This is a genomic window from Bacillus sp. ms-22, assembly GCF_009759805.1.
GTDB classification, from domain to species: domain Bacteria; phylum Bacillota; class Bacilli; order Bacillales; family Bacillaceae; genus Bacillus; species Bacillus xiamenensis.
This window is the reverse complement of sequence record NZ_CP046653.1, coordinates 3,402,726-3,417,349: the sequence shown is the minus strand read 5'-3', so window position 1 is coordinate 3,417,349 and position 14,624 is coordinate 3,402,726. Positions and strand designations below refer to the sequence as shown.

2 protein-coding genes are annotated in these 14,624 nt (G+C 46.1%); both read left to right on the top strand.

From position 1 onward, the window contains the following. The first annotated feature begins 16 nt into the window (after positions 1-16). Positions 17-10,714, top strand: coding sequence for a non-ribosomal peptide synthetase (locus GPA07_RS17600; RefSeq protein ID WP_157293073.1), 10,698 nt, complete (start codon positions 17-19; stop codon positions 10,712-10,714). 45 nt (positions 10,715-10,759) lie between these two features. Then, positions 10,760-14,593, top strand: coding sequence for a non-ribosomal peptide synthetase (locus tag GPA07_RS17595; RefSeq protein WP_157293072.1), 3,834 nt, complete (start codon positions 10,760-10,762; stop codon positions 14,591-14,593). The last annotated feature ends 31 nt before the right edge of the window (positions 14,594-14,624 follow it).

Genomic DNA, 14,624 nt, shown 5'->3' with positions numbered 1-14,624 from the left:
AACGAAGAGGTGAACTATGAGCAAACAGAAGATTCAAAAGGTATATCCTTTAACGCCAATGCAAGAGGGCATGCTGTATCATGCCATGCTAGATCCTAATTCCTCCTCTTATTTCACACAGCTAGAGCTTGGAATAAGAGGAGAATTCGATCTCGATCTTTTTGAAAAAAGTCTCAATGAGCTCATACGCACATATGACATTCTCCGTACAGCCTTTGTATATCAGCAATTACAAAAGCCTCGTCAGGTTGTATTGGCAGAACGTCATTTAGAGGTGCATAGAGAGAATCTATCTCACATGAATCATCAGGAACAGCAAAAGGTACTAGAACAATATAAAAAGCAAGTGAGAAAACAAGGCTTCCACTTAACGAATGATCTGTTATTGAAAGTCGCTGTTTTCCAGCTAAATGAAACAAACTGGCATCTCATTTGGAGCAACCATCACATCATCATGGATGGTTGGTCCATGGGTGTTTTGATGAAAAAGTTGTTTCATTACTATGAATCTTATCGAAACGGCAAAACGCCGGATCGCTCACAAGGTAAACCTTATGCAGACTATATCCAGTGGCTTGGAAAGCAAAATAAACAAGAAGCGGAAGGCTATTGGAAGGAGCGTCTAGCTGGTGCTGTTCAGCATCAAGGACTGCTGCATCAGAAAGAGACGGGCGGACAATACGACCATCAGGAATGGACGTTCACATGGGATGCTGAAATGGTCAATACCATTCAAGAGGTCGCAAGAAATTGCCAAGTGACACCGCCAAATATGTTTCAGGCTGTCTGGGCAGTTCTTTTAGGCACATACCATGCGGCAGATGATGTCACTTTCGGAACAGTCGTATCAGGAAGACCGCCAAGTGTGTCCGGTATAGAACGTATGGCAGGGCTGTTTATTAATACGATACCAGTCAGGGTGACAATAGATCAGGCGTACACCTTCAAACAGCTGTTTCAAAAGGTTCAAAAGCATGCGCTGGAAGCGGAAAACTATGATTTTATGCCACTTTATGACATTCAGCAGCAGACAGCCGCTGGAGGACAGCTCTTCGATCACTTGGTGGGGTTTGAGAACTATCCTTTAGATCAAGAGCTATCTGGTGACACCATGTCTGCGCGTCTAGGTTTTTCGATTGATGTAAAAGACGGATTTGAGCAAACGAATTTCGATCTAAATGTACTTGTATATCCAGGTGAAACATGGACATTGAAAATCAAATACAATGCGAAGGCTTTTGAAGAAAAGGTCATTGAACATATATCGAAACACCTGACCCATCTCATGAAGCAGATCATCCACAACCCGGAAATTCGCCTTCATGAAGTGACATGTATCACAGATGAAGAAAAACAGCAGATTGAAGCTTGGAACAAGACAGGTCGAGATTATCCGAAGCACCTGTCCATTCCTGAGCTTCTCAAAGAGCGCATCCAAACGCAGCCAGATCATCTTGCATTAGTCGAAGGAGATCGGTCATTTACCTATAAGGAGCTTGGCCAAGAAATTCATCGCATAGCTGGCAGCTTGGTGGCTGAAAACGGAGTAAAGTCCGAGGATGCCGTTGCTGTGTATATGAACCGATCAGCAGATGCAGTGCTGTCCATATTAGCAGTTCTTCATGCAGGTGCTGCTTACGTACCAATTGATCCATCCCAGCCTGAGGAGAGAATCCGATTTATGCTTGAAGACAGCGGTGTATCGATTTTGCTCTATGCTGACAGTCAGCCGCCAGCTCATGAAGGCATCCAAGCTGTCAATGTGTCAGAGCTGTCTAAGCGTTCACACGTGCCATTGTCAGTCCAGACGTCTCCTGCGCAGTTGGCATACATCATGTATACGTCAGGATCAACTGGACGGCCAAAAGGTGTTCAAATTGAGCATCAGCATATTGTGAGATTAGCATGTTCTCAGGAAAAATTGAGTTTGAACGTGTCGGATCGTATGGCGCATACAGGTGCAGTCAGCTTTGATGCGATTACCTTTGAAATTTTCACGACATTGTTAAATGGGGCGACGCTTTATCCTGTTGAACGTGACACGTTATTAGACATCAATCGATTTGAACAATTTATCCAAACGAATCAGATCTCGGTGCTCTTTTTAACGACTGGATTATTTAATCAGCTCGCTCAGCAGCGGCCGCAGATGTTTAAAGGGTTGTCCACATTGATCACAGGTGGTGATGTGATCAATGTGAAGAGTGCAGAGCTTGTGAAGAAGAGCCATCCATCACTTGTGTTACTGAATGCATATGGTCCAACAGAAAACACCACCATCTCGACCATTTACGAGGTGAGAGGGGATGAAACGGGCACAATCCCAATTGGTCAGCCGATCAATCATTCGTCCGCTTACATTTTAGATGACAATCAAAGGCTTCAACCAATTGGCGCGCCAGGAGAGCTGTATGTTGGCGGTGATGGTGTCTCAAGGGGATATCTCCATCGCCCAGATTTAACAAAGCAAGCATTTATCGCGGATCCTTTTAGGCCTGAAGGACGTTTGTATCGAACAGGAGATATGGCTAGGTATAACTCGGATGGTCAGATCGAATTCCTAGGCCGGACAGATGATCAAGTGAAAATTCGCGGCTTCCGTATTGAGCTTGGTGAAATTGAAACGGTTCTTCAGCAAGAAATGGGTATAGATGATGCGGTTGTAATCGTCCATGAGTCTTCTTCAGATGAAAAAGAAATAACCGCATACTATACAGGCACGATCACAGAAGAAGAAGTGCGGACTCTATTCAATCGAGCGCTGCCTGCGTATATGGTGCCGCATCATGTCATGAAGCTAGAGGCTTTCCCGCTTACCTCAAACGGAAAGGTCGATCGAAAAGCATTACCAAAGCCAGACGAAGCGCATGGTGAAGACATCAAGATTCTTCCGCCTGAAACCGAGACGGAAAAGGCGCTTGCTTATATTTGGGAAGAGCTGCTAGGGAAAACGGTTGGAATAGACGAGCATTTCTTCATGGCTGGCGGGCATTCACTCAAAGCGATGATGATGTCAGCGAAGATTCAAGAAGTGTTTCAAAAGGAAGTTCCAATTCAAGAGATTTTTGAGAAACCAACGATTCGCTCACTTGCGGCATCTATCGATCAGGATGGTGAACAAGAGCAGGTACATCCGATCTTGCCGGCAGCGCAGGCGGAGGACTATCCGGTGTCACCAGCTCAGCGCCGCTTATACATTTTGCAAACACTTGAACCTGAGAGCACGAACTATCATATTCCGATCGTCTTAACGCTTGAAGGTACACTTGATCATCAGCGGCTCAGCTCAGCGTTTGATGAATTGATTCAAACGCATGAAATCTTAAGAACGAGCTTTCATATGAAAGGGGAACACATTGTTCAAAGGGTGCATGAACGAGCTGCATTTCATCTTCCCGTCCATGTTGTAAAGGAAGAAGATGCAGAGGCGTTTCTTTCTGAACGTCAGGCGCCATTTGACTTGACAGCCGCTCCTCTCCTGCGAGCACAGCTGCTTAAAGTCAGTGAGGACCGTCATCTTCTAGTTGTGGAAGCACATCATCTGATTACAGATGGCAGCTCCATGAAGACGTTCATTCAAGATTTGGCAAAGGCTTATGATGGAGAAACGCTTGCAGAAAGACCGATTCATTATAAAGACTATGCTGCTTGGCAGTTAAGTGCAGAAGAAACGGAGAAACAGCGTGAGCATGAAGCGTATTGGCTGAAGCAATTCGAAGGAGATATACCGGTTTTAGATTTACCAACAGACTACCCGCGTCCAGCGGAACGTGATTTTTCAGGAGAACGGGTGATGTTTGGCTGTGATCAAGCGACGACTCAGCGCATTCATGAATTGCTTCAGAAAACGGATACGACCTTGTACATGTTCTTATTATCCGCCTTTCAAGTGCTGCTCGCTTCCTATAGCGGGCAGGAAGATATCATCGTTGGTTCGCCTGTTGCAGGGCGGACACATCCGGATATACAGGATATGCCGGGGATGTTCATCAATACCATTGCGATGCGCGGGAAACCTGAACAAACCAAGTCGTTTTTACAGCTGCTTGAAGAAATAAAAGAAACGAGTGTAGCTGCTTTTGCACATCAAAGCTATCCGCTCGAAGAGTTAATTGCGCGTCTTCCGCTTGATCGCGATACAACCCGGAGCCCGCTCTTTAGTGTTTCGTTTAATATGCAGAACATGGAGATTCCGGCTTTAAAGCTCGGCGATCTGAACATTTCGCCTTATGCTATTCAACATCGCTCGGTCAAATTTGATCTGTCTCTAGAAGCATTTGAACGCGAGGGAGAATTAAAGCTAAGTCTTGACTATGCAACGGCGTTATTTAAAGAGGAGACCATCCGCCGTTTTGGAACACATCTTCTGACGATTATTCGTGAGGCGGTTTTACATCCAGATGAACAGATCGGCTTGTTCAATCTATTGGATCAACAAGAGCAAATGGAGCGTTTGGAGAAAAGAGACGATGGACAAACGAGTCAGCATGAGCCATTCCATGTGCAATTTTCTCGTCAAGCAAAGGAAACACCTGATGCCATGGCGGTCATGGATGATCAAAGGAAGCTCACCTACCGTGAACTTGAGGACATGTCGAATGCACTGAGCGGTGAACTGAAGGCTCAAGGCGTAGAGAAAGAAAGCACTGTGGCGCTCATCCTTGATCGCTCTGTCTATGTCATCGTATCGATGCTCGGTGTGATGAAAGCAGGCGGTGCATTTGTGCCAATTGATCCGGCTTTTCCTGCGGAACGTATCCGCTACACATTAGAAGATTCAGGGGCACAAGTCATCGTGACAAATGAGTCTCTGCTCGATTCCGATCAGTATCACAAATCAATTCAGGTGGTACATGTTGAAAAAGCAGTGCGTCAAAACCATTCGCTAGACCTGCCGGAAGTATCGGTTGATCAGCTGGCTTATGTGATTTATACGTCGGGTACAACAGGGAAGCCGAAGGGCGTACAGCTCACGCATCGTAATCTATCTCATTACGTCAACTGGCTGACCAATGAGGTGACAATGCAAGAATGTGATCGAACCGCACTGCTGTCTTCTTATGCATACGACCTTGGTTACACAAGCATTTTCCCTGTCTTAAAAGCAGGGGGTGCACTCTATGTTCCTCGTGAAGACGTGTATACAGACCCTGTGTGTCTCATGCGTTTTATTGATGAACAAGAGCTGACTTATATCAAAATGACACCATCCTTATTTCATATGATGGCAGACTCTCCGCAGTATGCATTTGATGCTTTGCGCCTTGTTGTACTTGGAGGAGAACCCATTGTTCCTAAGGATGTTGAGACATTTATGAAGCACCATCCTTGCGTGGCAGTGATGAACCATTACGGTCCGACGGAAACAACCATTGGTACAGTCACCAAGCTGATCACACCGCATGAGCTGGATGCTTTGAAGGAGCGTTCTTTAATCGGAAAGCCAATTGCTCACACAAGCGCGCTTGTATGCAATCGTGAGCATCGCCTTGTCCCATATGGCGCACCGGGTGAGCTCTATATATCAGGCGAAGGCGTGTCGAGAGGATATTTGAACCAGCCTGAATTAACAGCAGAGCGTTTTCTTGAAAATCCATTTTTCCCTCAAGAGCGGATGTATCGAACAGGGGATTTGGTCAGACAGCATGCAAATGGAGACATTGAGTTTCTTGGAAGAGTAGATGACCAAGTGAAAATTCGCGGCTATCGAATTGAGAAACAAGAAATTGAGCATGCCGCACGGGCACTTTCATTCATTCAAGAAGTGTATGTCAAAGTGATTCACATGACCCGTTTACCAGAGCTAGCGTTATATTATACAGCGCCTGAACCTATTGGAACACTGGTGTTTAGAGAAAAGCTTTCAGAGACACTGCCTGATTATATGATTCCAACCTATTTTGTCAAAGTGGATCATATTCCGCTTACACAAAACGGCAAGGTGGATGCGAAGTCTCTGCCGCTTCCTCATGAGGCACATATGAGCCGCACAGTACACGCAGCACCAGAAACGGCGCTTGAGCAGGCGCTTTGTGATATTTGGTCAGATGTTCTTGGAATTGAGCAAATCGGTGTTCATGACCATTTCTTTGAATTAGGGGGGCACTCTCTCAAAGGCATGGTGCTCATATCAAAGATGCAAGCTAAGCTGAACAAACATGTGCCACTCAAAGTCCTTTTTGAAAAGCCAACCATACGGGCGATGGCGGCATATTTGGAAGAAGCTGATTCTGCGGCGGTCACAGCCATTCAGCCAGCGAAAAAGCAAGACTTCTATCCTGTCTCGTCTGCACAAAAGCGGATGTACGTGTTACAGCAGCTACATCCAGAAGCAGTCACCTACCATATGCCAGCAGTGTTAATGATGGAAGGAAACCTTGACCTGAAGCAGCTAGAAGAAGCACTTCAAGCATTAATTGACAGACATGAATCATTGCGGACAGCCTTTGTTGAAATTGACGGTGTCCCAGTTCAAAAAGTATATCGACGTGTGCCGTTTACGTTAGAGGTTGTTGAAGTAGAGAGCGGTCAGGAACAATCTGCCATAGAAGCATTCATCACACCATTCTCATTACACCATGCACCATTGATGAGGGCGAAGGTGGCAAAGCTTTCTGATGAGAGATATATGTTCATGATGGATATGCACCATATTATTGCAGATGGTGTCACACGTGGTCTGCTCATTCAAGAATTGGCCGAGCTATATGAGAAAAAGGCATTACCGCCAGTTCAGCTGCACTACAAGGATTATGCGGTGTGGCAACAGGAAGAAAAGCAGCAAGCATTGCTTGAAAAACAGAGGCAGTATTGGCTGGAGCAATATGCACAGCCGCCAGAGGATTTGGTGCTTCCGCTTGATTTTCCGCGCCCTAGTGTTCAGTCATTTGAAGGAGACCGAGTCGATAGATGGCTGTCTGCTGAAAAGACGCAGCACATCAAAGCACTTATGGCTGAAAAAGGTGTGAGCCTGAACATGGTCATGCAAACGGCCTTTGCTCTTTTCCTTCATCAATTAACTGGGCAGACAGACATCGTCATAGGTGCTGTGACGGCTGGACGTACGCATGCGTCACTCGAACGGATTCCAGGCATGTTTGTGAATACACTAGCTCTTCGGCATGAAGTTCAGCTAGAAGAAACCTCCGAGCACCTGCTTGAAAAAATCAAAGATCACAACCTATCAGCCTATGAACATCAAGCGTTCCCGTTTGAGGAATTGGTTGCGCAGTTAGATCTTCCGCAAGACACGAGCCGTAATCCGTTGTTTAGTGTCATGTTGACAACAGATGATCGTGACCTGACGTTACCGAATTTAAATGGGCTAAAGCTTTCGCAAAAGCAGCAAGAAACGGTTCATGCAAAATTTGATTTAACGCTCGGTGTCTTTGAGGAACAAAATCAAGTGGGTCTTCGCTTTGAGTATGCAGCGGCACTGTTTAAAAAGAGTACCATTCAGCGCTGGAGTCGATACTTTGAACAAATCATAGACGAACTGATGGCGAAGCTGAATCAGCCAATCTCAACACTATCAATCTTAACGAAAGAAGAAAAGCAAGACCTACTGAATGAATGGTCAGGGCCAGTCCTAGACGTCCCGTCCGATCAAACCGTTCATGCACTAATTGAAGCGCAGGCGTGCAACACACCTTATCAAAAGGCGGCTACCTTCTGCGGCACAAGCTGGACATATGAAGAACTGAACAAACGGGCGAATACTGTGGCCGCAAGACTCATGTCCAGCGGCACAAAACCGGGAGATCGCGTCGGCATTCTCACTCGTCCGTCGCTGGATATGACAGCCGCTGTCCTTGGTGTTCTCAAGGCAGGTGCGGCATTTGTGCCAATTGATGCCGACTACCCTGCGCAGCGCATTGCGTACATGCTGGAAGACTGCGAGGCAGAGGTGCTTCTTATTCAAAAAGGGCTCACTGCACCACCTTCTTTCACAGGTCATACCCTCTTAATAGAAGAGGCGGTAGAAGGAGAAGCGCACGCGATTCAGGTTCCTATCAAACCAACGGATCTCGCCTATATGATTTACACATCTGGGACGACTGGACAGCCGAAGGGTGTCATGGTCGAGCATCAGTCACTAGTGAATCTCGCTTTCTGGCACAATGATGCCTTCCAGGTGACAACGGAAGATCGAACCGCAAAATATGCCGGCTTTGGCTTTGATGCCTCCATTTGGGAGATGTTCCCGACATGGATAGCCGGCGCAGAGCTGCATATCATCGACGAAGCGATCCGTCTCGATATGATCAAGCTCAATACGTATTTCAATGACGAAGGCATTACCATTGCGTTCCTGCCAACGCAGCTATGTGAGCAGTTTATGTCGATGGACAATCAGTCTCTCCGTTACTTACTGACAGGCGGAGATAAGCTGAAACAGGTGAAGCCCGTTTCATACAAACTAGTGAATAACTACGGGCCGACTGAATATACGGTCGTGGCGACCAGCGGGATCATTGATCCGCATCAAGGCACGCTTCCTATCGGAACAGCGATTGCCAATAGCCGTTTTTACATCATGGGTTCGTTATATGATCTCTCGCCGCCAGGCGTACCGGGTGAGCTTGTCATTGCGGGGAAAGGACTGGCCAGAGGCTACTGGAATCTCCCCGAGGAAACGGACAAACGATTTGTCCCAGATCCATTTCATCCAGGAGAGCGCATGTACCGCACAGGCGACTTGGTGAAATGGACAGAGGATGGCGAGCTGATCTATCTCGGCAGAAAAGACCATCAGGTCAACATCCGAGGCTTCCGTATTGAGCTGTCGGAAATAGAAGCGCAGCTCCTTGCGATAGATTCTGTAAAAGAGGCAGTCGTGACAACAGTCCAAGATGCCAGCGATCAAGATGCCCTTATCGCTTACGTTACGACGGATGAAGACACGACAGCCCTGAAAGAAAGCCTAAAACGCACATTACCAGAATACATGGTGCCATCATGGATCATAAAGCTAGAGCAATTCCCCATGACGGCAAATGGCAAAGTCGATCTTAAAGCACTGCCAGTACCTGATATGGAAGCGAATCAAACGGCGTACGAAGCGCCAAGAGACGAAGTCGAAACACTGCTTTGCGGCATTTGGGAAGATGTGCTTGGCGTAAGCCAAGTCGGTATTCACGACCACTTCTTCTTCCTTGGCGGAGATTCAATTAAAGGCATCCAAATGGCAAGCAGGCTCACGCAAGAGGGATGGAAGCTCGATATGAAGCTGCTTTTCCAATATCCAACCATTGCGGAGCTTCGCCCATATATCGAAGAAGCCGATCTTCTCACAGCGGATCAATCACCGGTCGAAGGGGAAGTCATTTTAACACCGATTCAGCGCTGGTTCTTTGAACGGAGGTTCGAAAATCAACACCATTGGAATCTCTCGATGATGCTTCATGCGCCGAAAGGATTTGACTTGGCGATCACAGAACAAGTCCTGCAAAAACTGTTTTCACATCACGATGCACTGCGCATGGTGTACAGACAAGAGCATGGTGACATCCTGCAATATAATCAGCGGGAGCTCACAGAACCGATGTCGATTATTTCTTGTGATGTTTCAAAAGAGAAGGACGTGAAAAAGGCCATCTCCACATATGCCAATGAGTATCAGCGTCAGCTGAATCTCGAAAAAGGTCCATTGATGAAAGTGATTTGTTTCCATACAGAACAAGGTGATCACTTACTCATGGTCACGCACCATCTTGTCATTGACGGTGTTTCATGCCGGATTTTACTAGAGGACTTTATGACTCTTTATCATCAGGCAGAACAAGGAGAAGCGCTGGTTCTGCCGCCAAAAACCCACTCCTTCAAAGAATGGGCAGAAGCGATTGAACGATACGCACAGTCACAGCCGCTCAAAAGTCAAAAGGAGTATTGGGCAGAGATTGAGAGCATGCCATTTACCACTTTACCTGTTGACCATGAAGTGAAAGAAAGAAAAGTCACCGATACGAGAGCGGTTAAAATGCAGCTGACAGAAGCAGAAACCGAGCATTTGTTGACCGATATTCATCTTCCGTACACAACAGAAATGAATGATATTCTTCTGTGTGCTCTTGGGCTTGCCGTTCAGGAATGGACAGGGCAATCTCATGTACACGTGCAGCTCGAAGGTCATGGAAGAGAGGATATTTTATCAGGGTTAGATGTATCCCGCACGGTTGGCTGGTTTACGAGCATGTATCCAGTCGTTCTTGAAGCGAAGCCGAATCAGACAATAGCAGATGCTATTAAAGGAACGAAAGAGATGCTGCGGCGTGTCCCGAATAAAGGAATTGGCTACGGTATTTTAAAATACATGACAGCATCTGATCCGTCGGCCAAACACGTACACCCTGAAATCAGCTTGAACTATTTGGGGCAGATTGATCAGGAAGTCGCGACAGAACTCTTTGGGCCGTCAACCTATGATATGGGCCGACAAGCAAGCCCTGAATCAGAAGCTGTTTATAAGCTGAACATTAGCGGGCTTGTTCAACACAACCAATTCATTCTGTCATGTTCCTATTGTGCAAGTGAATACGAAGAACAAACGATACAGCAGTTCATCGCATTGTTGAAGGAGAAAATTAGGTCCATCATCACCCATTGCTTAGCACTTCACGAGCGGGAATTTACGCCAAGTGATTTCTCTGTTGCGGATCTTGAAATGGATGAAATGGATGAAATCTTTGACATGCTTGAGGAGAAATTGACCTAACACCACTAGATCAGTCATGAAAAAGGGAAAGGAGGAATGGAATAGATGAGTCAATTTAAAAGGGATCAAGTTCAAGATATGTACTACCTGTCGCCGATGCAAGAAGGAATGCTGTTTCATACCCTCCACCATCAAGAAAAGGGCTTTTATGTAGAACAAATGGATATGAACGTGAAGGGCACACTTCGCCATGACTTGCTTGAGAAAAGCATGAATATCATCGTGGAACGGTACGATATTTTTCGTACCGTGTTCCTTCACGAAAAAGTGAAGCGTCCTGTCCAAGTTGTCTTGAAAAAACGACCTTTCCAGCTTGATGTGGTGGACATACAGAACCTTTCTGAAAGTGAACAGCTTGAGCGTATTGAGCGCTTTAAAGAACAGGATCAGCTAAGAGGATTTGATCTCTCGCAGGATCTGCTCATGCGGGCATCCGTTTTTCAAACGGGCCCTTCAAGCTATCGCTGGATATGGAGCTATCACCATATCCTTCTAGATGGCTGGTGTTTTGGCCTTGTCGTGCAGGAGTTATTTGCGATTTATCATGGGCTTTTGCATGGTACGCCTTACAAGCTGCAGCCAGTTAAGCCATATAAAGAATATATTCAATGGCTGGAAAAACAAGATAAACAAGCATCACTTGAATATTGGACGCAATCGTTAGCCGGGTTTGATGGACAAACAACCTTTAAAGAACAGCGAAAGCAAACAAATGAGCATGAATTAGGCGAAATCGAATGGTCCATGAGTAGAGAAGAAACGGCTGCTTTATCAGAGTTAGCCTTGCAGCAAAATGCCACGTTAAGCAGTGCGCTTCAATCGGTTTGGTCCATTTTATTGAGCAGGTATCAGCGGTCAAATGATGTTTTGTTTGGAACGGTTGTGTCAGGACGTCCGGCAGATTTGGCTGGTGTGGATCGGATGGTGGGATTGTTTATCAATGTCATTCCAAGAAGAATTCAGCTGACAGACCAAATGACGTTCCGTTCTCTATTATCAGAGACGCAGCAGCAGTCTTTAGCAGCTGAACCGCACCAATATATCCCAATATATGATATCCAGGCCAAGACAGGTCAGCGGCAGCTCATTGATCATATTGTGGTGTTTGAAAATGTCCCCGCTGCTAAAAAAGACGAGCAAGAGTCGCTGTTAGGCTTTACCGTAGAAGAAATGAAGGTATATGAAAAATCGAACTATGATCTCAATTTGCTTGCATCGCCCGGGGAACAATTGCAGTTGAAGCTGGCCTTTAACCAACGTGCATTTAATCCTGCATTTGTTCATCGATTAAAGGAGCAGCTGATTCTGTTGATCAAAGAGGCCATCGAGCATCCCGATCAATCAGTTCACACACTCACACTTGTGACGAAACGGGAAAAGCAGCGGATTCTTGAGGACTGGAATGCACCTGAGCTTGAACATGATCAGCTCTATTTGTCTAAGTGGTTTGAGCATAATGTCCGCAAACAGCCGAATGCGGTGGCATTATCAGCAGAGAATCACACAATGACCTATGCGGAGCTGAACGAACAGGCGAACCGTCTGGCAAGGCATTTGCAAAAACACGGAACCAAACATCAAACGGTTATCGCCATTTTAGCAGAGCGCACGCCTGAACTCATTGTGAGCTTGCTTGCCGTTTTAAAAGCAGGCGCAACCTATGTGCCAATTGATCCTGATTATCCAGAAAGCCGCATCCAATATATGCTGAGAGACAGCGGAGCGACGCATCTTCTCACTCATTCATCCTTTATCAGTCAAACGAAGGCGCTCGCGTTTAATGGTACGTATCTTTTTGTAGATGATCAGGAAATTTCACTGATGAGCTCAGAGAATCTGCCGCTTGAAGCTGGATTAGATGACACAGCATACATCATGTATACCTCTGGCACAACCGGACAGCCAAAAGGTATCATGACGACCCATTCAAATATTGCCCGAGTGGTCAAAAATACGAACTACTTAACCATTTCAGAAACAGATACATTGCTGTCGTTATCAAATAGCGTATTTGATGGCTTTACATTTGATGTATATGGCGCGCTTTTGAATGGAGCAAAGCTAGTCCTGCCGAAAAAAGACACCATTTTAGACATGCACGAGCTGACCAGGCTGATTAGGGGAGAAAATATCTCTGTCATGTTTGTTCCAACGGCTTTATTCCACCTTCTTGTTGATGAAGGAACAGACTGGATGCGCGGTGTGCGTAAGGTGCTGTTTGGAGGAGAGCGGGCATCAGTCCGGCATGTGAGAAAAGCCTTTGATGTGATGGGGAAAGGCAGATTAATCAATGTTTACGGTCCAACCGAATCGACCATCTTTGCGACCTATTATCCTATAGATGAAGCCATTCCGGCAGAGGCACGTTCAATTCCAATTGGAAAGCCGCTCAATCAGACGGGTGCTTATATATTAAGCAAGCAAGGACAGCTTCAACCGATTGGCATGGTTGGCGAGCTTTGTCTGAGCGGCAAAGGGCTGGCGAAAGGATATGTGAATCGGCCTGATCTGACGAAACAAGCCTTTATCGCTCATCCATTCGCTGCGGGCGAGCGGCTGTATCGCACGGGAGATTTAGCTTATTTTCGAGAAGACGGTCTCATTGAGTATGCAGGCAGAGTTGATGATCAGGTGAAAATTCGCGGACACCGAATTGAACTGACAGAAATTGAAGCCCATCTCCTCCTGCATCCAGGTGTCAAACAGGCTGCACTTATTGCGGATCAGGATGAAACCAATCATACAAGGCTGTTTGCTTATATCACATGTGATGATGAATGGAAGGGCAAGCTCGATGAGATCGAATCAGGGCTGAAAGAGCGTTTACCGGCTTATATGCTGCCTCATAAGCTGACGGTGCTAGAGAACCTCCCGCTCACGCCAAATGGAAAAATTGATAAACGCAAGCTGCCAAAGCCAGAGGCGCCGCAAGGAAACCGCCATGTGAAACTGCCGGTAAATGAAGTAGAACAAAAGCTGCTGGTCATGTGGCGGGAAGTACTGGAACGAGATGATATTAGCACGGACGATCATTTCTTTGAGCTTGGCGGACATTCATTAAAAGCCATGTCTCTTTTGTCTAAAGTGTCAAAAGAGTTCGGGGTTCAGGTGCCTATTCACTTGCTGTTTGAGACACCAACGATAGAAGCGCTCAGTCGTTTCATTCAACAGCAGGACCAAGAAGCTGCTGGCTATCTTGTATTCAATGAATCTCAATCATCTACGGTCTTTGCTCTCCCACCATTACCAGGCTATGGATTTATTTATCAGGAAGCAGCAAAAACGCTTGATGATGTTCGTTTGATCGCCTTTGATTTTATTGAAACGGATCAACGAATAGCGCAGTACGTTCAGCATATTCAGCAGCTTCAACCAGAAGGGTCGCTGACGTTGATGGGGTACTCTGGCGGATGTTACCTTGCCTTTGAGCTTGTTCAAGCGCTTGAACAAGCAGGGAGGACAGTCGAGAAGGTTATCATGATCGATTCCTATAAGAAAATTGGAGAAAGTAATTTAGAGGGGCGGAGCATTGATGACGATATAGAAGCGATTGTCCATCAGTCGAAACAAAGTGAACTTGCTCAAAGCGAGCTTGTCCAAGAAGCGCTTGCACAAAAGACGCGTGCCTACTATGAAACGTTTGTGAAGGGGGTGAATCAAGGAGCGATACAGGCAGATATTGCATTCATCCAATCTGAAGAACAAATCTCGATTCCGGACTGGATGGAGGGCTGGGAACATGCGACGACCGGTGCTTTTAGCCAGTATCAAGGCTGCGGTCGACATGCTGATATGTTCAAAAACAAAGAATGTGCAGCCCAAAATGCACAGCTGATAAAAAAGATACTGAATCAAAAAAATAGAGAACCAGTCTTGTAAACTTTAGATTAGGCAGGATGCAGTCTTGTAC

Bases quoted from the DNA above. Each gene is read 5' to 3' on its own strand.
- GPA07_RS17600 (WP_157293073.1), top strand. From the start codon at position 17: ATGAGCAAACAGAAGATTCAAAAGGTATATCCTTTAACGCCAATGCAA.
- GPA07_RS17595 (WP_157293072.1), top strand. From the start codon at position 10,760: ATGAGTCAATTTAAAAGGGATCAAGTTCAAGATATGTACTACCTGTCG.